Source organism: Bradyrhizobium sp. CCGE-LA001, assembly GCF_000296215.2.
GTDB lineage: Bacteria > Pseudomonadota > Alphaproteobacteria > Rhizobiales > Xanthobacteraceae > Bradyrhizobium.
The window spans coordinates 2811168-2832150 of record NZ_CP013949.1 but is presented as its reverse complement, the minus strand read 5'-3'; the positions used below and the strand labels follow the sequence as shown (position 1 = coordinate 2832150).

Here is a 20983-nt window from a genome sequence, read left to right as displayed (position 1 = left end):
ACTCTGAGGGAATGGGCAAATGTTCTCACACGTCATGATCGGCACCAACGACCTCGACAAGGCCAAAGGGTTCTACGACAAGCTGCTCGGCACGCTCGAGGTGCGACCGGCGATGGTCGATGGGCATCGCATTTTCTACATGACCAAGACCGGCGTGTTCTCGGTGTCGAAGCCGATCAACGGCGAGCCGGCCACCTGCGCGAATGGTGCCACGATCGGCTTTGCCTGCAACTCGCCGGAGCAGGTCGACGCCTGGCACGCGGCCGGCATCGCGGCCGGCGCAAAACCAATCGAGGATCCGCCCGGCGTCCGCCAGGCCCCCGGCGGCAAGCTGTATCTGGCCTATTTGCGCGATCTCGACGGCAACAAGATTTGCGCTATGCATCGGCTGGCGAGCTGACGTAGACGCACCCACAGCTGTCATTCCCCGCGAAAGCGGGGAATCCAGTACGCCGCGGCTTCTCGATTCGATCCTCGCTGTCTCTGGAATACTGGATCGCCCGGTCTTCGCCGGGCGATGACAGCGGAGAATGAGGCGCGGCTGATGCCTCTCTGCCCCGCTCCATTCAAACAACATTTCAAACGTGCTCGCGAATTCCATCGCATGGCATGCTTGCGCGTGAAAATGCGCGCTCGCACTTTGGCGGCGCTACGACTATTCTTGCGCCCAGCAATCTCAGCGATCCCGGGAGGAACAATGACAAAACACACCTACATTCCCCGCACCACCAACTACACCCTTAATCCCGGCGACGAGCTCAACGACCTCCGCATGTCGGACCAGGTCCGGCCGCTCTACGACCACGTCAAGAAGTTCATCCGCGACACCGTCGAGCCGATGTCGATCGAGTTCGCCAAGGCCGGCGAAGGCAAGGAGGATCGCTGGAGCTTCACGCCGAAGCAACTCGAGGTGCTCGAGGTCGCCAAAAACAAGGCCAAGAAGGAAGGCCTCTGGAACTTCTTCCTGCCCGACGACGAGACCGGACAGGGCCTGAAGAATCTCGACTACGCCTATATCGCCTCCGAGCTCGGCAAGAGCCCGCTGGCCTCGGAGAGCATGAACTGCTCCGCGCCCGACACCGGCAATATGGAGGTGCTGGAGCGCGTCGGCACCAAGGAGCAGAAGGAGAAGTGGCTGAAGCCGCTGCTCAACGGCGAGATCCGCTCGGCCTATGTCATGACCGAGCCGAACGTCGCCTCCTCCGACGCCAAGAACATCTCGACGACCGCAAAGCTGGTCGGCGACGAATGGGTCATCAACGGCGAGAAATATTACATCTCCGGTGTTGGCGATCCCCGCTGCAAGATCCTCATCGTCATGGTGAAGACCAATCCGGATGCGGCGCCGAGCAAGCAGCAGTCGCAGATCCTGGTGCCGCGCGATACTCCGGGCGTCGAGGTGCTCGGTCCGATGTACGTGTTCGGCCAGGACCACGCCCCGCGCGGCCACATGCACATGCGCTTCAACAATGTCCGCGTGCCGAAGGAGAACATGCTGCTCGGCGAAGGCCGCGGCTTCGAGATCTCACAGCTTCGTCTCGGACCGGGGCGCATCCACCACTGCATGCGCACCATCGGCAAGGCCGAGAAGGCGCTCGATCTGATGGTGCAGCGGGGCCTCACCCGCGAGGCCTTCGGCAAGAAGATTGCCCATCTCGGCGGCAACATGCAGATCATCGCGCAGGCGCGCTGCGAGATCGAGGCGATGCGGCTGATGGTGCTGAAGGCCGCCAAAGCCATGGACGTGCTCGGCAACAAGGAGGCCCGCGTCTGGGTCTCCATGGTCAAGGCCATGGTGCCCGAGCGGGCCTGCAAGATCATCGACCAGGCGATCCAGATGCACGGCGCCACCGGCATTTCGCACTGGACCCCGCTCGCCGAGATGTATCAGGACGTCCGTCATCTCCGCTTCGCCGACGGTCCGGACGAGGTGCACTGGATGGTGGTCGGGCGACATGAACTGAGCATGGCGTGATCGACGAGATGTCGTAGGGCGGATTAGCGAAGCGTAATCCGCCCTTTCCTTGCGAGATGGCGGGTTACGCCTTCGGCTAATCCGCCCTACGAAGGCGTTCGACGGAAAGGAAAGTCCATGGACTACGCCGCCAGCGACCTGACGCCACGCGAGCGCTACAAGGTGCTGACCTCCTTCATCCTGCCGCGGCCGATCGCGTGGGTGACTACGTTGGGGCCAACCGGCGTGGTCAATGCCGCACCGTTCAGCTTCTTCAACGCATTCTGCGAGGATCCGCCCCTCTGCATGTTCGCGGCCAACCGCAAGCCTGATGGTGAGGACAAGGACACGTTTCTCAACATCCAGCGAACCGGCGAGTTCGTCGTCAACATCGCCGACGAGCCGCTCGCGAAAGCGATGCACGAGAGCAGCGGCGATTTTCCGCCTGATATCGGCGAGCCCGACTATCTCGGCCTGAAGCTTGCGCCCTCGACCAGGATCGCGGTGCCGCGGCTGGCGGACACGCCCTGGGCGATGGAGTGCAAGCTCTGGAAGCTGATCGACGTCAACGACGATCGTCGCCTGATCATGGGCGAAGGCATCCACTTCCACATCCGCGACGAGCTCTGGGATCCCGAGGCGATGCGGGTGCACATGGACCGCTATCATCCGATCGGCCGCATGTTCGCCGACCGCTACTGCCGCACCGATGACCGCGTGGTGTTTCCGGCGGCAGAGGGTGTGAAGAGGTCGTAGGGTGGGCCAAGGCGCATAGCGCCGTGCCCACGTCTTTTGTACGCATAATGCTGATTGGTGGGCACGCTTCGCTTTGCCCACCTACGAGACTTCAATCGAATTCGACGTCTCTGCACGCAGGGCGAGGAAGAAGAGCTACCTCGCCGCCTCGAGCTTGTCCTGCGTCTTGGTCTCGAAATCGCTGGCGTCGTGGCGCTCGTGGAGCTGGCTCGCGGGATCGCCGGAGACGCGGTTGACCATGCGGCCGCGCTTCACGGCCGGACGCTGAGCAATCTGGTCGGTCCAACGCTGCACGTTCTTGTAGTCCTGCACCGAGAGGAATTCGCCGGCGCCATAGACCAGCCCCTTGGCGAGCGCTCCGTACCATGGCCACACCGCCATGTCGGCAATGGTGTACTCCTTGCCCGCGAGGTATTCGTTGTCGGCGAGCCGCCGGTCCAGCACGTCGAGCTGACGCTTGGTCTCCATCGCGAAGCGATCGATGGCGTATTCTATCTTGGTCGGCGCATAGGCGTAGAAGTGACCGAAGCCGCCACCGAGATAGGGCGCGCTACCCATCTGCCAGAACAGCCAGGACATGGCTTCGGTGCGGGTCTTGATGTCCTTCGGCAGGAAGGCGCCGAACTTCTCGGCGAGGTAGAACAGGATCGAGCCGGACTCGAACACGCGGATCGGCTCGGGCCCGGAGCGGTCCATGAGCGCTGGGATTTTCGAGTTCGGATTGATGTCGACAAAACCGCTGCCGAACTGGTCGCCGTTGCCGATCCTGATCAGCCAGGCGTCGTATTCGGCGCCTTTGTGACCGAGCGCCAGCAGCTCTTCCAGCATCACCGTGACCTTCACTCCGTTGGGCGTTGCCAACGAATAAAGCTGGAGCGGATGTTTACCAACGGGCAGCTCTTTCTCATGAGTGGGCCCGGCGATCGGACGGTTAATGTTGGCGAATTGCCCGCCATTCTCCTTGTTCCAGGTCCAGACTTTGGGCGGCACGTAGGCGGGGGTGTCGGTCATGGGAGCTCCGGCGGAAAGATGCGCCTGCATTAATTAGGCCCCGCACGCCCGATGGCAAGGGCGGCGAAACGCATTGCCCGGCTGGGCAAATCAACGTTTCGGCATGGCACCCCCTTCCCGCCCGTCATTCCGGGCACCCGGAGGGCGGAGCCCCGGAATGACGGCGTCACCTAGGACGCCGCAGCCTGCGGCTGCTGCGCCCGTCCCATCACGAACCCGTCATATCCCTTCGCCGCGACCTCGTCGCAGATGCGGCGGTAGACGCCGACGCCGCCAATATAGGGCATGAAGATGCGCGGCTTGCCGGGGATGTTGGCGCCCATGTACCAGGAATTAGCCTGCGGATAGAGCGTACCGTGGGCGACTTCATTGACATGGGCGACCCATTTCTCCTCGGCCTCCCTCTCCGCCTCCATCGTGACAAGGCCGTGCTTGCGCATGTGAGTCAGGCAACCGGCGATCCAGTCGACGTGCTGCTCGATCGACACGATCATGTTCGACAGCACCGAGGGGCTGCCCGGGCCGGTGATGATGAAGAGGTTCGGAAAGCCCGCGCTCATCAGCCCGAGATAGGTCTTCGGCCCCTCCGCCCATTTCTGGTTCAGCGTCTGCCCGGCCCGGCCGCTGATGTCGATGTTCGCGACCGATCCGGTCATGGCGTCGAAGCCCGTCGCCATCACCAGCGCGTCGACTTCATGGTCCTTGCCTGCGACGCGAACCGCGTTTGCGGTGATCTCCTCGATCGGGTTGGTCTTGATATCGACCAGCGTTACGTTCGGACGATTGAACGTCGCAAAGTAATCCGTGTCGATGCAGATGCGCTTGGTACCGATCGGATGGCTATTCGGCTGGAGCAGCTTTGCGGTCTCCGGATCCTTCACGATCTCGGCGATCTTGCCGCGCACGAAGTCGGCGGCGGTGTCGTTCGCGGAACGCTCGAGGCCGAGATTGTTGTAGACATACATGAAGGTCAGCCCGCCCCGCTCCCAGCGCGCCGCGTATTTGCCGTTTCTGATCTCGTCACTGTCGTCGAGCGCACCGCGATCGGGCTGCTCGGCATAGATGCCGTTGCGCGCGACTTCGCGGGCAAAGCGGCGGATCTCCGGATATTTCTTGCGGAACGCGCTGCGCTCCTCGTCCGTCAGAGCGGCGTTGCGCGCGGGAATCGAGAAATTCGCCGTGCGCTGAAACACGGTGAGATGTTTGGCCTGCTCGGCGATGACAGGCGTCGACTGGATGCCTGACGATCCCGTGCCGATCAGGCCGACCCGCAAGCCCGTGAAATCGACGTCCTCGTGTGGCCAGTTGCCGGTGTGATAGATGGGCCCTTTGAAGTTCTCGAGACCCTTGATGTCGGGCTTGCGCGCGTTCGAGAGGCAACCGGTGGCGAGCACGACGAATTGCGTTTGAACCGTTCTGCCGTCGGAGATCGTTACCGACCAGCGCTTTGCGCGCTCGTCGAATACGGCGCGCTCAACGCGCGTGTCGAACTGGATGTCGCGGCGCAGGTCAAAACGGTCGGCGACGTGGTTGGCGTATTTCAGGATCTCCGCTTGCGGCGCGTAGCGTTCACTCCAGTCCCACTCCTGCTGGAGCTCCTCCGAGAACGAGTAGGAATATTGCATGCTCTCGACGTCGCAGCGCGCGCCGGGATAACGATTCCAGTACCAGGTGCCTCCGACACCGTCGCCCTGCTCATAGACGCGCGCCGAGAAGCCGAGCCCGCGCAGGCGATGCAGCATGTACATGCCGGCAAAACCAGCGCCGACGACGACAACGTCGTAGGCCTCGCTTGCGCGAGCCGGGCTCGATTGCGCTGACGACATCGGTTGGCGCTCCCTCGTTATCCTGTTGTTGTGAGCCAGCATTCGCTCACTGCTGCAAAAGCGCAAGAGGCTAATCGAAGCCTCCTGCCCTGCTTATTTTACGCGACGGAATGGCTGCCGCCGCGCGCGGCGTCTACACGCAAGAAGCTCCGTCGAATCCGGCATGGCATCGTGCGCGACGATCGGCTAGCGTCGTTTTGCTTCGCCCACCAAGGCAACGAGAACGCGAAGGCCGCCGGGAGAGAGCCATGAAATCGCCGATCTGCGACATGCTGGGTATCGAGTTCCCGCTGCTGGCCTTCAGCCATTGCCGCGATGTCGTCGCCGCCGTCAGCCGCGCCGGCGGCTTCGGCGTGCTCGGCGCCACCGTGCACACGCCGGATACGCTCGAACGCGAGCTGAAGTGGATCGACGATCACGTCGACGGCAAGCCTTACGGCATCGACGTGCTGATCCCCGAGAACATCTCGACCGCGGGCGAGAAGGACGTCACCTGGAAGAGCCTGGAAGCGCGGGTGCCGCAGGCGCATCGCAGCTACACGCGTGATCTCCTGAAGAAATACGACATCGAGCTCACGACGACGGAGGTCGCGGCCGACCAGCCGCAGCCGTTCGACGGGAAAACGGCGCTGGAGCTGCTCGAAGTCTCCTTCAATCATCCGATCCGCCTGATCGCCAATGCACTCGGCGTGCCGCCCAAGGCTATGATCGAGATGGGAAAGAAGCACGGCGTGCCGGTCGCAGCCCTGGTCGGTGCCAAGGAGCACGCGCTGCGCCAGGTCGCGGCCGGCGTCGACATCCTCGTGGTGCAGGGCACCGAGGCCGGCGGCCATTGCGGCGAGGTCTCGACCATGGTGCTGGTGCCGGAGGTGATCAAGGCGATCAAGCCCATCCGCGACGTGCCGGTGCTGGCGGCCGGCGGCATCATGACCGGGCGGCAGATGGCGGCCTGCATGGCGATGGGCGCGGCCGGCGCCTGGACCGGTTCGGTGTGGCTGGCCACCGTCGAGGCCGAGACCACGGAGATCTTTCGCGAGAAGATGATCGCGGCGTCCTCGCGCGACGCCGTGCGTTCGAAGGGCCGCACGGGCAAGCCGGCTCGGCAGCTCCGCTCGGTCTGGACCGATGCCTGGGACCGTGCGCCGGACAGCCCGGGCGCATTGCCGATGCCGCTGCAAAGCATCATCAGCCGCGACGCCTTCCATTCGATCGACCGCGCCGCCGCGAGTGGCAACGCCAGGGCGCGCGACCTCGTCAGCTATTTCGTCGGCCAGGGCGTCGGGTTGATCGACAGCGTGAAGTCGGCCGGCGCAGTGGTGCAGGAATTCAAGGAAGAGTTTGCCGAAGCCGTCGAGCACATGAATGCGCTGGTGGCGGAGTGAATGCCCCTAGCCCATTCTTCGAGGCTCGTCCGACGGCGCCATGCGCCGCCGGACTCGCACCTCAGGATGACGTCGTCCCCGTAGCCGTCACCCTGAGGTGGCCGCTTCTTCAGCGGCCCTCGAAGGGCGGCGGCGTGCCCAGGATATGAAACGAAGCAAGAAGAAATGACCAATATCCCCGAAGAACGCACCCCCGTCATCGTCGGCATCGGCGAGATCGTCGACCGCCCCAAGGAGATCACCGAGGGCCTCGAGCCGCTCGACCTGCTCGAACAGGCGCTACGGCGTGCCGAGGCCGATGCCGGCGCAAAGCTGCTCGACGAGGTGGAATCGCTCGACGTCGTCAACTTCCTGAGCTGGCGCTATCGCGATCCGGAGAAGCTGTTGGCGCACCGCCTCGGCGTTTCGCCGGCGCATTGCTATTACGGCCCGGTCGGCGGCGAGAGCCCGATCCGCTTCATCCACGAGGCCGCCAAGCGCATCGCGCGCGGCGAGTGTGTGGTGGCCGCGGTCTGCGGCGCCGAGGCGCAATCGACTGCGACCAAGGCCGAACGCGCCGGCGTCAAGCTGCCATGGACGCCGTTCGCCCACGATGTCGAGGAGCCCAAGCGCGGCGCGGCATTCCAGAAGCCGCTGGCGGTGAAGCTCGGCGTGTTTCGCCCGGTCACCGTCTATCCGTTCTATGAAGCGGCTTCGTCGGCGCAGTGGGGCCAGACGCCGCGCGAGGCGATGGCGGAATCAGGGACGCTGTGGTCGCGCTATTCTGAAGCCGCCGCGCAAAATCCAAACGCCTGGCTGAAGCGGCGCTACACCCCTGAAGAGATCACGACGCCGACCGCGGACAACCGTCTGATCGCTTGGCCCTATAACAAGCTCATGGTCGCCAATCCCAGCGTCAACATGGGCGGCGCGCTGCTGCTCACCAGCCTCGCCAAGGCACGCGAGGCCGGCATTGCCGAGGACAAGCTCGTCTACCCGCTTGGCGGTGCCTCGGCGGAGGAGCCGCGCGATTATCTCCTCCGCGACCAGTTCTATGAGAGCCATCCGCAGAACGCCGTGCTGAACGCGGTGATGGATCTCGCTGGGGACGACGGCAAGAAGTTCGATGCAATCGAGCTCTACAGCTGTTTTCCTTGCGTGCCCAAGATGGCGCGGCGGACATTGGGCTTGGGTGCCGACGTGCAGCCGACCGTGACCGGCGGCCTCACCTTCTTCGGCGCGCCGCTCAACACCTACATGACTCATGCCGCCTGCGCGATGGTCCGGCGTGTGCGGGATGGCGCCAGCCTCGGCCTGCTCTACGGCCAGGGCGGCTTCGTCACCAAGCATCACGCGCTGGTGGTGTCGAAGACCCCGCCGCGCGAAGCGCTGGCGCAGGAAACCAGCGTGCAAGGCGAAGCCGACCGCAACAAACGCGCAGTGCCGGAGTTCGTGACCGAGGTAAACGGCAAGGGCAAGGTCGAGAGCTTTACCGTGCTCTACGGTCGTGGCGGCGAAGTCGAGCACGGCGTGGTGATGCTGCGCACGCAGGATGACCGGCGCACGCTGGCGCGGATTCCGGCGGGCGACAGTGCGACGTTGGCGCATCTGCTCGACATGGATCGAACGCCGGTCGGTTCGCTTGGCGAGATCACGATGGCTGCGGATGGCGTGCCGGAGTGGCGGGTGGCGTAGATCTCGTAGGGTGGGCAAAGGCGCTCCTGCGCCGTGCCCACCTTGCTTTTCCGATAAAGCAAGATGGTGGGCACGCTTCGCTTTGCCCACCCTACGAGACCGTCCTAACTCCGTGGCGCCTGCTTCTCCGATGCCGTTGCCGGCTTGCCTTTGCCGCCAACGACACGCACCGCATCGCCGTCCGACAGGCCATCTGGCGGTGCCGTGATGACGCGGTCTTCCGCTGCGATGCCCGAGGCCAGCTCGATCTCGCGGCCGAGATCGCGGGCGATGGTCACGGTCTTGAACAGCACCTTGTCGTCCGGTCCGACGGTCGCAACGCGCAGGCCGCTGCTGTTGAAGATCAGCGCGCTGGCGGGGATGCTGAGCGGCGCGGAGTCGCGCTGCAGGTTCAGCTTCACGCTGGCGTAGCCGCCGGGCATCAGCTCGCCTGAGGAATTGTCGAGCCCGAGCTGCATGCGCGTGGTGCCGGAGGCGACATCGACCGCCTGCGAAGAGGCCTCCACGGTCGCCTGGAAATTCCGGTTCGGGTATTCGGGCAGCGTGATGGTGGCTTTCGCACCGATCTTGATCGCGGGCACGTAGTTCTGGGGCACGTTGACGTAGACACGCAGCTTGCTGATGTCGGAGATCACGAACATCGCCGGGCCCGAGCCGCCGCCGGCATTGATCAGCGCGCCGACATCGGTGTCGCGCGCGGTGACGACGCCGTCGAACGGCGCGGTGATCTTCTTGTAGCCGGCCAGTGCTTCCAGCCGCTCGACATTGGCCTTGCCCGAATTGACCGCGGCATTCTTGTTGGAGAGATCCGCCGTGCGCTCGTCGATCTCCTGTGCCGAGACGAAGTTCGAGGCGACAAGCGTCTTGCGCCGGTTCAGCGTCGCTTCCGACAGCCGGGCGCTAGCCTGCTGGCTGGCGAGGTCGGCGCGGGCTTGCAAGAGCTGCTGGTCGAGGTCCGGCGCTTCGATCTCGGCAATCACCTGCCCGGCCTTGACGCGGGCGCCGATGTCGGCGTTCCAGCTCTTCAGGTAACCCGACACGCGCGCAAAAATCGGAGCGCGGTAATAGGCTTCCAGCCGGCCGGGCAGATCGAGGGTGGCGTGGAGCGCCTTGGCGTTGGGTTGGGTCACCGCGACGGTGGGAATGGCTTGATCGTCGGTCCATTCCTTCAGCTTGGTGCCCTGCTCCTCGCGGGCGCGGATGCCGGTGCCCACGACGAGGCCTGCCGCAATCAGCGCCACCACGCCGAAGATGCCCAGTTTCCGGTGCGACACCGGGGAGCGGGGTTCAGTGGGCGACATGCGCGGTCTCCAATGGGGCGGCGCCTTCGGCGCCTTGCTTCCTGTGTACCATGCTGAACACCACGGGAACGAACATCAGTGTGGCGAAGGTTGCAAAGATCAGGCCGCCGATCACGGCGCGGCCGAGCGGCGCGTTCTGCTCGCCGCCTTCGCCGAGCCCCAGGGCCATCGGCGCCATGCCGATGATCATGGCAAGCGCGGTCATCAGCACCGGACGGAACCGGACGAAGCCGGCTTCGAGCGCCGCCGCGATGGGATCGCCGAGCTCCTCGTAGCGCTCGCGGGCGAAGGAGATCACGAGCACGCTGTTGGCGGTGGCAACGCCCATGCACATGATAGCGCCGGTCAGGGCCGGCACCGACAGCGTCGTCTCGGTCATGAACAGCATCCAGACGATGCCGGCGAGCGCAGCCGGCAGGGCCGTGATGATCACGAACGGATCGGACCAGGACTGGAAGTTCACGACGATCAGGAAGTAGATCAACACGACGGCACCGAGCAGGCCGAACAGCAGGCCGGTGAAGGCGCTGTTCATGGTCTGCACCTGGCCGAGCAGCACGACGGAGGAGCCCTTCGGCACGTCCTTGGCGGTATCGGCGATGAGCTGGCGGATATCGGCCGCGACCGCACCGAGATCGCGGCCCGTGGTCGTGGCAAAGATCTGCACCATCGACTGGATGTCGTATTGCGAGACCACCGCACTCGAGGTCGAGCGCTTGATGTCGGCGATGCCGCCGAGGATCGGCGATTGCGAATTGCCGGCCGCGGTGATCGGCAGCGTCTGCAGCGCGCTGAGTGAATCGATCTGATACTGCGGCGTCTGCATCACGATCGAGTAGGACACGCCGTTGTCGGGATTGAGGTAGTAGGTCGGCGCCACCTGCGAGGAGCCGGCGAGGTTGACCACGAGGCTGTTGGTCACGTCGCGCTCGGTCAGGCCGACATATTGCGCACGGGTGCGGTCGACGTCGATGTTGAAGGTCGGGTTGTTCGGCGATTGCTGGATACGCGCGTCGGCAACGCCGGGAATCTTGCGGACCTTCGCCAGCAGGTTGTTGGCGTAGGCGAAATTGGCTGGAAGGTTGGCGCCGCGGATTTGGAGGTCGATCGGCGCCGGCGCGCCGAAGTTCAGGATCTGACTGACGATGTCTGCGGGGAGGAACGCGAAGCTGACGCCCGGGAACAGGCGCGGCAGCTGTTCGCGCAGCACCTTCACGTGCTCCTCCGTCGGCTTGTGGCCTTCCTTCAGCTTGATCTGGATGTCGCCGTCCTGCGGGCCGATCACGCCGGTGTTGTTGTAGGTCATGTTGATGCCGGAGATCGGCATGCCGATATTGTCGGTCATGGTCTCGATCTCGCCCGGAATCAGCTTGCGGACGGCCTTCTGGATGTCGGCGAGCTGATTGGCGGTTTCCTCGACGCGGGTGCCGACTTGCGTGCGGACATGCATCAGGATGTTGCCGGCATCGACCGCGGGGAAGAAGTTGCGCCCGAGGAACGGCACCAGCGCGAAGGACGCGCCGACGACGCAGAGGAAGCCGATCACGAACACCGCGCGGTGCGCCAGTGCGAGGCCAAGGAAGTTGTGGTAGCCGCCGCGGATGCGCTCGAACCGCGCCTCGAAGCCGCGCTGGAACCAGACGAAGGGATTGCGCGATTTCGGGGGTCCGCCTTCGTGATGGACATGCGCCTTGAGCAGATAGTTCGCCATGGTCGGCACCAGCGTGCGCGACAGGATGAACGACCAGATCATCGCGAACATCACGGCTTCCGCCATCGGCACGAACAGGAAGCGCGCAACGCCGGTGAGGAAGAACATCGGCACGAAGACGATGCAGATGCAGAGCAGCGACACGAAGGCCGGCGTCACGATCTGGTTGGCGCCGTCGAGGATCGACTGCTCGACCGGCTTGCCCTGCTCCAGATGGTAATTGATGTTCTCGATCGTCACCGTGGCATCGTCGACAAGGATGCCGACCGCGAGCGCGAGGCCGCCGAGCGTCATGATGTTCAGCGTCTCGCCGATTGCCGACAGCATGATGATGGCGCCGAGCACCGATAGCGGGATCGAGACCGCGATGATGATCGTCGATCGCCAGCTGCCGAGGAACAGCAGGATCATGACGCTGGTGAGCAGCGCCGCGATCACGCCTTCGACGGCGACGCCCTGGATCGCGCCACGGACGAACACCGACTGGTCGCCGATAAAGCCGATCTTCAGGGCGTCGGGCATCTGATCCTTGACGTCGATCACCTTCTGCTTGATGCCGGCGATGATGTCGAGCGTCGAGGTCGCGCCGGCCTTCAGCACCATCATCAACACCGAGCGGTTGCCGTCGACGTGGACGATGTTGGTCTGCGGCGGATTGCCATCGCGCACGGTCGCGACGTCGCGCACATAGACCATGGCGCCGTTGACGGTCTTGATCGGCAGATTGCCGAGCTCGTCGATCCGAAGCGGCGAGTTGTTGAGCTGAATGTTGTACTCGAACTGGCCGATCTTCTGGGTGCCGACCGGCGTGATCAGGTTCTGGGCGGCCAGCGCATTGGCGACGTCCTGGCCCGAGAGGCCGCGGGCCTGGAGCGCGGTCGGATCGAGATCGATCTGGACCTGACGCTGCTTGCCGCCGAAGGGATACGGGATCGCCGCGCCGGGCACGGTGACCAGGGGCGTGCGAAGCTGGTTGATGCCGATATCGGCGAGATTTTGTTCGGTGAGCCCCTCGCCTGACAGCGCGACCTGAATGATCGGCACGGTGGAAGCCGAGTAGTTCAGGATCAAGGGCGGCGTCGCGCCCGGCGGCATCTGCTTGAGCAGCGTCTGCGAGATCGCGGTGACCTGGGCGTTGGCGGTGCGGATGTCGACGTTCGGCTGAAAGAAGATCTTGATGATGCCGAAGCCGTTATACGAATTGGCGGTGATGTGCTCGATGTCGTTGACCGTCGTCGTCAGCGCACGCTGGAACGGCGTGGTGATGCGGCCGGACATCTGGTCGGGCGGCAGGCCGGTGTACTGCCAGACCACGCCGATCACGGGAATGCGAATGTCCGGGAAGATGTCGGTCGGCGTCCGCAGCGCCGCCAGCGGTCCGATGATCAGCAACAAAAGCGCGAGCACGACGAAAGTATAGGGCCGGCTCAGGGCAATACGGACCAGAGCAATCATGCGCCAGGCAATTCCAGGTCAAACGAGAATGTGGAATCCGCCCCCACGGCGATCCCCATTTCCCTTTACCCGAGCGCCGTCGGAAACGCTAATCTCCGGCGGCCTTGCCGCATTCACTTCCCTGCTACCGCACTGCGAATTGACATCGCAGCCATGCGGCGGCGTGCCTCAGGCGGCACGGACCGAATTGAGGAACTTGCCGACCTCGCTCTTCAGCCTGTTCGAGTCGTTCGACAGCATCTGCGCCGCCGACAACACCTGCGAGGAGGCCGTGCCGGTCTCAGTCGCACCGCGCTGCACGTCGGTGATGTTGGAAGAAACCTGCTGGGTGCCTTGCGCTGCCTGCTGCACGTTGCGAGCGATCTCCTGGGTCGCTGCGCCCTGCTCCTCCACGGCCGCCGCGATCGCCGAAGAGATCTCCGACAGACGCTCGATGGTCGAGGAGATCTCCTTGATGGCCCCGACCGAGTCGTTGGTCGCGGCCTGGATGCCGGAAATCTGCTGGCCGATCTCGCCCGTCGCCTTCGCGGTTTGCTCGGCCAGCGCCTTCACCTCGGAAGCCACCACGGCGAAGCCGCGGCCGGCTTCGCCGGCGCGCGCCGCCTCGATGGTCGCGTTGAGCGCCAGCAGGTTGGTCTGGCCAGCGATGGTGTTGATGAGCTCGACGACGTCGCCGATGCGGGCAGCTGCCTTGGAGAGCTCGCTGACGCGCTCGGTGGTGGCGCGCGCCTGACCGACGGCATCGCCGGCCATCCGGGCGGACTCTTGCACCTGACGGCTGATCTCTCCCACCGATGAGGCCATCTCCTCGGTCGCCGACGCCACCGACTGCACGTTGGTCGAGGCCTCCTCCGAAGCTCCGGCGACGGTGGTCGCCAGCTTCTGGGAGCGCTCGGCGGTGCCCGTAAGGGTCGTGGCCGATGATTCCAGCTGGGTCGAAGCAGACGACACCGTTCCGATGATCTGGCCGACGGCGTTCTCGAAGTCATCCGCAAGCCTGATCATGTCATGCTTGCGTTGTTCGGCATTCCGTCGCTCGACTTCGACCTGCTCCGCCTTGAGCCGCTCGACCTCGATCGCATTCGTCTTGAACACCTGAACCGCCTGGGCCATCTCGCCAATCTCGTCCTTGCGCTCAGTCGCCGATATCGTTACCGAGGTGTCGCCCTTCGCAAGGACCCCCATCTCGGTGGTGATGCGCTGGATCGGCCGGGTGACCGCAAAGGCAACGCCGAAGGCGCCGGCGAGCGACAACAGCAGGGTGACGACGCCGCCGATCAACATGGACAATGTCGCGTTGCTCGAGGCAGACGCGGCAGCGGCACCCCGCACCGACAAGAGCGACCGCTCTTCTGCATCCATCTCCTGCACAACCGCCCGGAGGCCATCCATCGCCTTCTTGCCGGCGCCAGAAGCCTCGAGCTCACGGGCCTTCGACTGGGTTGCGGGATCCTTCATCAGTGTGATTTCGCGCTGCGCGACATTGGCCATCCAGTCGCCGGCGAACGCTTTCACGCGCTCAAGGCGTTTTTGCTGAGCGGCATTGTCCGAGGTCAGGCTGCCGACCTTCGTTGTCGCGGCCTGAAACTCCTTCTGTCCGCTCTCGTAGGGTCCGAGAAAAGCGGGATCGGCCGACACCAGGTAGCCGCGCACGCCGGTTTCCGCATTGACCATGGCGCCGACGACTTTGGAGAGCTCCTCGAGGACTTCGTAGGTGTGGACCGTCATTCTTGCCGTCGAGTTCATCACGCTCAGCGAATTGTAGATCGCCCCCGTGCTGCCAGCGACAACCAGACAGATTGCCACAAACACAGCAGAAACCTTGACCGAGACGCGAACGTTGTTGATCCAAGACATGACCACCCCAAAGGCAATGACTACAAAAGTTGCCGGTACATCGGTTGCGCACGGACGAGAGTTCACCCAGCCGCGCGCCGACCACGACCCCACTTCGATACTGATCAGACATGATCGAAACTTTAGCACGTGCTCCGCACTGCTACGGAGATGCCGCCAGCAGCGCCCCGTGCTTCTACTGCGACAAGTCGACTCGGCCCACGCGCAGCACACCTAAGCACGACGAGAGCGGCGCAATTGGCGCCGCTCTCTCCTCAAGACGCTCTGTCTGAGTTACGCCGCGCTAGGCTGCGCGTACGTTGGTCAGGAACTTGCTGACCTCGCTCTTCAGCCTGTTCGAGTCGTTCGACAGCATCTGTGCTGCCGACAGCACCTGCGAGGAAGCCGTGCCGGTCTCAGTCGCGCCGCGCTGCACGTCGGTGATGTTGGAGGAGACCTGCTGGGTGCCCTGCGCCGCCTGCTGCACGTTGCGAGCGATCTCCTGGGTCGCCGCGCCCTGCTCTTCCACCGCGGCCGCAATCGCCGAAGAGATTTCCGACAGACGCTCGATGGTCGAGGAGATCTCCTTGATGGCGCCAACCGAGTCGTTGGTCGCGGCCTGGATGCCGGAAATCTGCTGGCCGATCTCGCCGGTCGCCTTCGCCGTCTGCTCGGCGAGCGCCTTCACCTCGGAAGCCACCACGGCGAAGCCGCGGCCGGCCTCACCGGCGCGCGCCGCCTCGATCGTCGCGTTCAGCGCCAACAGGTTGGTCTGGCCAGCGATGGTGTTGATGAGCTCGACGACGTCGCCGATGCGGGCAGCTGCCTTGGAGAGCTCGCTGACGCGCTCGGTGGTAGCGCGCGCCTGGCCGACGGCGTCCCCGGCCATGCGGGCCGATTCCTGCACCTGGCGGCTGATCTCGCCGACCGACGACGCCATCTCCTCGGTCGCCGACGCCACCGACTGCACGTTGGTCGAGGCTTCCTCCGAGGCCCCGGCCACGGTAGTCGCCAGCCGCTGAGAGCGGTCGGCGGTCGACGTCAGCGTCGAGGCGGAAGCCTCCAACTGGGTCGAAGCTGACGACACCGTCTGGACGATCTCGCCGATCATGGTTTCGAATTCGCGGGTGATGTTGTCGACGCGGCGGCCGCGCTCGATCTTGGCTTCGGCGTCGGCCGCAGCGGCTTCGTCGGCAGCCTTCTTGGCGATCAGCGCCTCCTTGAAGATCTGGAGCACGTCGGCCATGGCGCCGATCTCCGTCTTCTCGCCCCGGTGCGGCACTTCGGCGGACAGGTCGCCCTTGCCCAGTGCCTGCATCGGTTCGGTGATTGAGTTGATGCCGTTGGAGACGTCACGGACCAGATAGAAGCTGAGACCGAAACCGGCGATGACCGCGGCGGCGAGTATGATCGAGACTAGCATGAAGGCGAAGTAATAGCTGTCGGCTGCATCCTTGGCAGCCTGGTCACCGCCCTTGGTATTGAGCTCGATGTCCCGGTTCAGGATCTCGTCTGCCTTGAGCCCGATCTTGTTGACTTTGATATTGAGCTCATGGGCGTCGTGCGGGACCTTGCCCGCCTCCTTGCGCGACAGCGCCATCACTTCCTGAGTACCGGACTTGTACTCATCCCAAACCTTAGACCATTCGTTGTATAGTGCGCGTTCCTCCGGCGAGGTGATCATCGGCTCGTACTTCTGGCGGAACTTGGTGTTGGCTTCCACCACGGTCGCCAGTGTCTTCTCGTTCGTGAGCTTCTCTTCCAGAGTCTCGGCGAGCATGTGTTCGCGGATCACGTTGCGATAGGTGATCACCCCGGCACGCAGGTCGCCAAGTACCCGCACGCTCGGCAACCAACTCGTGGTGATGTCGGTGGTGTTGGCGTTCATGGACCGCATCTTCATGACGGCGAGGAGGCCCATGCCGGTCATCGCAACCAGCAGGAACGCCACGACACTGATGATCTTGGCGCGAATGGAAATGGTGGCGAGCATCGTTGGGATCTCTTTGTACTGAAGCCGGCGCGCGTCCGGGAATTACGAATCAACCAAAGGGAGCAGCGCCGACATCCAACACCAGAGCACCTGAGCAGATGTTAACTACGCCTCCGTACGAGTACGGAAGCCAGAAAGAAATGAACGGGCAGCTAAAAACGCCCTGCGCTCAGCGCATGAGCCCAAGCGCGTCGGTGAAAAACTCTGCGCCGCCGAAGTTTCCCGACTTCAGAGCGAGCAGCATCTCGCCCGCCTTTGCACCGACAGCACGCAGCACCGGAACTCCCGCCGCAATTTCCACTCCGACGAGAAACCCAGGAATCTTCAACCGATCGACCACGGCACCGGACGTCTCGCCGCCGGCAACGACCAGGCGCCTGACGCCCGACTGCACCAGCCCTTCGGCGATATCGGCCATGGCCTGCTCTATGGCGTGGCCGGCAGCGTCCCGGCCGTGGCGCGACTGAACGGCGGCGACGGCCTCGGGCGTCGCGCTCGACGCGATCAGAACAGGACCATCCGCCAGCCGCGGCCGGGCCCAGGCGAGCGCGCGCTGCGCTTCGCCACCGCCCGCGACGATTTGCTCGGGATCGAGGTGCAGCACCGGCATGACGCGCTCGGCATTGGCGATCTGCTGAAGCGTTGCCTGCGAGCAACTTCCGGCAAGGCAGGCCGCCGGGCCGCCGACGGCCGCGCCGGTCTCGCTGCTCGCTGAGGCCGCCTTGACCTTGCCCGTCGAGACCAGCGCCCGTGCGAGCCCGAGGCCGATGCCGGAGGCGCCGACCGATAGCCGATGCTCGGCGGCAACGAGCCCGATGGTCTCGAGGTCGCGCTCGAACACGGCGTCGATGATCGCGGCGCCGATGCCCTTGCCCGCGAGTTCGGCCAGCCGCGCCCGGACCGCATCCGTGCCGCGGGTGACAGTGGCGAGATCGACGAGGCCCACTTGCGTCTTGCTCTGGCGCGCCAGCACGCGCGCCAGATTGGAATCCCGCATTGGATTGAGCGGATGATCCTTCAACGGGCTCTCGTTCAACGGCACGGCGCCGACGAAGAGGTTGCCCTGGTAGACGGTGCGGCTGGTCTCCGGGAAGGCCGGCGTCACCAGCACGATGGCCTCGCCGCAATCGGCGCGCAGTGCGTCCATCACCGGGCCGATATTGCCGGCATCCGTGGAATCGAAGGTCGAGCAGATCTTGAACAGCACGTGGCGCGCGCCGCGGCCGCGCAGCCATGTCTCCGCCGCGCGCGAGCGCGACACGGCAAGGCCTGCCTCGATCGAGCGGCTCTTGAGCGACACCACGACGGCGTCGATCTCGGGCAGCGCGAGATCGGCCGCCGGCACGCCGATGGTCTGCACGGTGCGCAAGCCCGCACGCGTCAGCGTGTTGGCGAGGTCGGAGGCGCCGGTGTAGTCGTCGGCGATGCAGCCCAGCGCAAGTGTCACGGCTTCACTCCAGCATAAGGCCTGAACCAGGCGAGCCCATCGGTGGTCTTACCGCGGGGATTGTATTCGCAGCCAACGAAGCCGGCATAGCCGAGCCGGTCGAGCTCTTCGAACAGGAACGGATAGTTCAGCTCCTCGCCGTCGGGCTCGTTGCGGGACGGGATGCTGGCGATCTGGACGTGACCGATGATCGGCATCATCTCGCGCAGCCGCATGGTGACGTCGCCGTGAATGATCCCGCAGTGATAGATGTCGAATTGGAGCTTCAGGTTCGGAAGGCGGAGCTCCTGGATCAAGTCGCGCGCGAAGCCGAAATCGTTGAGGAAATAGCCGGGCACATTGCGCGCATTGATCGGCTCGATCACGACGTCGATACCGTGGGGCGCGAAGAACTCCGCAGCACACGCCACCGATTTGTAGAAGGCCTCGATCGCGACGCGCTCGCCGCGATTGGCGATGCCCGCCATCAGGTGCAGGCGCTTGACGCCGGTCGCCTTGGCATAGGGCAGCGCCGTCTCCAGGCTTGCCTTGAGATCATTGAAGCGCGAGGGAAGCGCCGCAAAACCCTTCTCGCCGGCGTTCCAATCACCCGGCGGCAGGTTGAACAGCGCTTGGGTCAGACCGTTGCGTTTGAGCCGCTCGCCGACCACCTCGGCCGGATGCTCATAGGGAAAGAGAAACTCGACGGCGGTGAAGCCGGCCTGGGCGGCGGCATCGAAGCGGTCGAGGAACGGCACCTCGGTGAACATCATCGAGAGGTTGGCGGCAAAACGGGGCATTGGAGTCCTCTTGCTTACTTGTCGCCGGGAAGCTTCACGCCGGTGACCTGCGCATACATCCGCGCCACTGACGCATCGTCATCGCGGCCCATGCCCGCGGCTGCCGTCATCAGGAACATCTGAAGCGCGGCGGCTGAGACCGGCACCGGGAATCTGGCACTGCGCGCCATGTCCTGGATGATGCCGAGGTCCTTGACGAAAATCTCGACCGCGCTGCGCGGCGTGTAATCGCCGTCGAGCACATGCGGCATCCGATTCTCGAACATCCAGGAATTGCCGGCGGAAGCCGTGATCACCTCATAGACCTTGCGGATGTCGAGGCCCTGCTTGGCCGCGAAAGCCATCGCTTCGCTGGCGGCCGCGATATGCACGCCGGCGAGGAGCTGGTTGATCATCTTGAAAGCCGCCCCCTGCCCCGCGGCATCGCCGAGCTCGTAGAGCTTTGCGGCCATGGCGTCGAGCGCGGGCCGCGCCTTGGCAAAAGCAGCGGCGCTGCCGGAGGCGAGGATGGTTAGCTCGCCTTGCGCGGCACGCTGCGCTCCGCCGGAGATCGGCGCATCCAGATAGTGCCGGCCGGTCGCCTCCAGCTGCTTGGCGAGGCGCCGCGCCACGTCCGGGTCCATAGTCGCCGAGGATATGAAGACGCTGTCCTTCGGCATGGTCTCAGCCGCGCCATCCTTGCCGAACAGGATGGCCTCGGTCTGGGCGGCATTGACCACGACGCTGACGACGATTTCGGCAGCTTTGGCTGCTTCGGCCGGCGTCTTTGCGCCCGCGCCGCCGTCCGTCACGAAACGCGCGACGGCGTCGGCCGAGACGTCGCAGCCAGTAACGGCATGGCCGGCGCGCTTCAGCGAAGTCGCCATGCCGTATCCCATCGAGCCGAGCCCGACGACGGCGATACGCTGATTTTGTGACGTGGAGGCGGACATATGCAACTGACCCTTGCGAGCGTTTCCCGAATAGCCGCCCTTTGCGGCAGCTTGGCAACCGAATAACACGGCTTGGCCGCCCTGCCAAAGCGTGAGACAAGCAGGCATGACGGCCATGAGCAACGAGACAAGGCTGCGTGAGGATATCTGCCGCTTCGGACGGTCCCTGTTCGAGCGTGGGCTGACGCCGGGCTCCTCTGGCAATATCAGCGTGAGGATGGACGATGGCGGCTGGCTGGTGACGCCGACCAACGCCTCGCTCGGCTTCCTCGATCCGGCGAAGCTGTCGCGGCTGGATAGCCAGGGCCGGCTGGTTTCGGGCGATGCCCCGACCAAGGAAGTTCCTCTGCATACCGCGCTTTACGACACGCGCGGCAGTGCGCGCGCGATCGTGCACCTGCACTCTACCCATTCGGTCGCGCTTTCGATGCTGCCCGAGATCGATCCACGCGCCGCGCTGCCGCCGATGACGGCGTATTACCTGATGAAATGCGGCGCCACCGCGCTCGTGCCCTATTACCGCCCCGGCGATCCCGCGGTTGCCGATGCAATCAAGGGGCTCGCAGGGAAATACTCATCCGTGCTGCTCGCCAATCACGGCCCGGTGGTTGCCGGCGACACATTGGAAGCGGCCGTGTTCGCGACGGAGGAGCTGGAGGAGACGGCGAAGCTGTACCTTATGCTGCGGGGAATGAACCCGCGGTATTTGTCACCGGAGCAGGTGACGGATCTGGTGAAGGTGTTTGGGGTGGCGCTGCCGGAGCATGGGCACGGGCATTGAGCCCGGCTCTGTCCTCGTCATTGCGAGGGGCCCTTGCGACGATGCGGCGGACGGCGGCACCACATCCACCGACGTCATCCTGAGGTGCGAGCCTTGCGATGCCATGCATCGCAAGGTGAAGCCTCGAAGGATGGGCTAGGCGCTC

15 protein-coding genes are annotated in these 20983 nt (G+C 64.5%); 6 read left to right on the top strand and 9 right to left on the bottom strand.

Annotated features, from left to right (window positions below; genetic code table 11):
• The first annotated feature begins 19 nt into the window (after nucleotides 1-19).
• The 3 genes from BCCGELA001_RS13230 (at nucleotide 20) to BCCGELA001_RS13220 (ending at nucleotide 2710) form a co-directional block, all read left to right on the top strand.
• Nucleotides 20-400, top strand: a complete 381-nt coding sequence (locus BCCGELA001_RS13230) for a VOC family protein (RefSeq protein WP_008550084.1) — start codon at nucleotides 20-22, stop codon at nucleotides 398-400.
• 297 nt (nucleotides 401-697) lie between these two features.
• Nucleotides 698-1975: an acyl-CoA dehydrogenase family protein gene (locus tag BCCGELA001_RS13225; protein WP_008550086.1), complete on the top strand. Its 1278-nt coding sequence runs from the start codon at nucleotides 698-700 to the stop codon at nucleotides 1973-1975.
• Nucleotides 1976-2092: 117 nt separating this feature from the next.
• On the top strand, nucleotides 2093-2710 hold the full coding sequence (locus BCCGELA001_RS13220) for a flavin reductase family protein (protein WP_008550087.1): 618 nt from the start codon (nucleotides 2093-2095) through the stop codon (nucleotides 2708-2710).
• Between the two features lie 135 nt (nucleotides 2711-2845).
• On the opposite strand, the gene yghU is transcribed toward BCCGELA001_RS13220, so the two are convergent.
• Complete coding sequence (gene yghU / locus BCCGELA001_RS13215; protein ID WP_060737640.1) at nucleotides 2846-3721, bottom strand: glutathione-dependent disulfide-bond oxidoreductase; 876 nt, start codon at nucleotides 3719-3721, stop codon at nucleotides 2846-2848.
• 170 nt (nucleotides 3722-3891) lie between these two features.
• Entirely contained in the window at nucleotides 3892-5547 is a 1656-nt protein-coding gene (locus BCCGELA001_RS13210; RefSeq protein ID WP_060735487.1) for a flavin-containing monooxygenase, read from the bottom strand.
• A gap of 248 nt (nucleotides 5548-5795) precedes the next feature.
• On the opposite strand from BCCGELA001_RS13210, the gene BCCGELA001_RS13205 reads away from it, so the two are divergent.
• Together BCCGELA001_RS13205 and BCCGELA001_RS13200 are read left to right on the top strand one after the other, a co-directional pair.
• Complete coding sequence (locus BCCGELA001_RS13205) at nucleotides 5796-6929, top strand: nitronate monooxygenase (RefSeq protein WP_008550104.1); 1134 nt, start codon at nucleotides 5796-5798, stop codon at nucleotides 6927-6929.
• 165 nt (nucleotides 6930-7094) lie between these two features.
• Nucleotides 7095-8603: an acetyl-CoA acetyltransferase gene (locus tag BCCGELA001_RS13200; protein WP_060735486.1), complete on the top strand. Its 1509-nt coding sequence runs from the start codon at nucleotides 7095-7097 to the stop codon at nucleotides 8601-8603.
• Between the two features lie 104 nt (nucleotides 8604-8707).
• On the opposite strand, the gene BCCGELA001_RS13195 is transcribed toward BCCGELA001_RS13200, so the two are convergent.
• The 7 genes from BCCGELA001_RS13195 to ltnD form a co-directional block, all read right to left on the bottom strand.
• Nucleotides 8708-9904 (bottom strand): efflux RND transporter periplasmic adaptor subunit, encoded by a 1197-nt coding sequence (locus BCCGELA001_RS13195; RefSeq protein ID WP_060735485.1) that lies wholly within the window; start codon nucleotides 9902-9904, stop codon nucleotides 8708-8710.
• Nucleotides 9891-13070, bottom strand: coding sequence for an efflux RND transporter permease subunit (locus BCCGELA001_RS13190; protein WP_060735484.1), 3180 nt, complete (start codon nucleotides 13068-13070; stop codon nucleotides 9891-9893). The genes BCCGELA001_RS13195 and BCCGELA001_RS13190 overlap by 14 nt, the downstream gene beginning before the upstream one ends.
• Before the next feature lie 168 nt (nucleotides 13071-13238).
• Nucleotides 13239-14927: a methyl-accepting chemotaxis protein gene (locus tag BCCGELA001_RS13185; protein ID WP_083543340.1), complete on the bottom strand. Its 1689-nt coding sequence runs from the start codon at nucleotides 14925-14927 to the stop codon at nucleotides 13239-13241.
• A gap of 283 nt (nucleotides 14928-15210) precedes the next feature.
• Complete coding sequence (locus BCCGELA001_RS13180; protein ID WP_060735483.1) at nucleotides 15211-16899, bottom strand: HAMP domain-containing methyl-accepting chemotaxis protein; 1689 nt, start codon at nucleotides 16897-16899, stop codon at nucleotides 15211-15213.
• A gap of 169 nt (nucleotides 16900-17068) precedes the next feature.
• Nucleotides 17069-18346 (bottom strand): 3-oxo-tetronate kinase, encoded by a 1278-nt coding sequence (gene otnK / locus BCCGELA001_RS13175; RefSeq protein WP_060735482.1) that lies wholly within the window; start codon nucleotides 18344-18346, stop codon nucleotides 17069-17071.
• Nucleotides 18343-19125: a 2-oxo-tetronate isomerase gene (gene otnI / locus BCCGELA001_RS13170; protein WP_008550124.1), complete on the bottom strand. Its 783-nt coding sequence runs from the start codon at nucleotides 19123-19125 to the stop codon at nucleotides 18343-18345. Before otnI ends, otnK begins: the two co-directional genes overlap by 4 nt.
• A gap of 14 nt (nucleotides 19126-19139) precedes the next feature.
• The gene (gene ltnD, locus BCCGELA001_RS13165; RefSeq protein WP_060735481.1) at nucleotides 19140-20057 is read right to left on the bottom strand and encodes an L-threonate dehydrogenase; all 918 of its coding nucleotides are present in this window, start codon (nucleotides 20055-20057) and stop codon (nucleotides 19140-19142) included.
• A 106-nt stretch (nucleotides 20058-20163) separates the two neighbouring features.
• On the opposite strand from ltnD, the gene otnC reads away from it, so the two are divergent.
• Complete coding sequence (gene otnC / locus BCCGELA001_RS13160) at nucleotides 20164-20838, top strand: 3-oxo-tetronate 4-phosphate decarboxylase (RefSeq protein WP_060735480.1); 675 nt, start codon at nucleotides 20164-20166, stop codon at nucleotides 20836-20838.
• The last annotated feature ends 145 nt before the right edge of the window (nucleotides 20839-20983 follow it).

Bases quoted from the DNA above. Each gene is read 5' to 3' on its own strand.
- BCCGELA001_RS13230 (WP_008550084.1), top strand. From the start codon at position 20: ATGTTCTCACACGTCATGATCGGCACCAACGACCTCGACAAGGCCAAA.
- BCCGELA001_RS13225 (WP_008550086.1), top strand. From the start codon at position 698: ATGACAAAACACACCTACATTCCCCGCACCACCAACTACACCCTTAAT.
- BCCGELA001_RS13220 (WP_008550087.1), top strand. From the start codon at position 2,093: ATGGACTACGCCGCCAGCGACCTGACGCCACGCGAGCGCTACAAGGTG.
- yghU (WP_060737640.1), bottom strand. From the start codon at position 3,721: ATGACCGACACCCCCGCCTACGTGCCGCCCAAAGTCTGGACCTGGAAC.
- BCCGELA001_RS13210 (WP_060735487.1), bottom strand. From the start codon at position 5,547: ATGTCGTCAGCGCAATCGAGCCCGGCTCGCGCAAGCGAGGCCTACGAC.
- BCCGELA001_RS13205 (WP_008550104.1), top strand. From the start codon at position 5,796: ATGAAATCGCCGATCTGCGACATGCTGGGTATCGAGTTCCCGCTGCTG.
- BCCGELA001_RS13200 (WP_060735486.1), top strand. From the start codon at position 7,095: ATGACCAATATCCCCGAAGAACGCACCCCCGTCATCGTCGGCATCGGC.
- BCCGELA001_RS13195 (WP_060735485.1), bottom strand. From the start codon at position 9,904: ATGTCGCCCACTGAACCCCGCTCCCCGGTGTCGCACCGGAAACTGGGC.
- BCCGELA001_RS13190 (WP_060735484.1), bottom strand. From the start codon at position 13,070: ATGATTGCTCTGGTCCGTATTGCCCTGAGCCGGCCCTATACTTTCGTC.
- BCCGELA001_RS13185 (WP_083543340.1), bottom strand. From the start codon at position 14,927: ATGTCTTGGATCAACAACGTTCGCGTCTCGGTCAAGGTTTCTGCTGTG.
- BCCGELA001_RS13180 (WP_060735483.1), bottom strand. From the start codon at position 16,899: ATGCTCGCCACCATTTCCATTCGCGCCAAGATCATCAGTGTCGTGGCG.
- otnI (WP_008550124.1), bottom strand. From the start codon at position 19,125: ATGCCCCGTTTTGCCGCCAACCTCTCGATGATGTTCACCGAGGTGCCG.
- ltnD (WP_060735481.1), bottom strand. From the start codon at position 20,057: ATGTCCGCCTCCACGTCACAAAATCAGCGTATCGCCGTCGTCGGGCTC.
- otnC (WP_060735480.1), top strand. From the start codon at position 20,164: ATGACGGCCATGAGCAACGAGACAAGGCTGCGTGAGGATATCTGCCGC.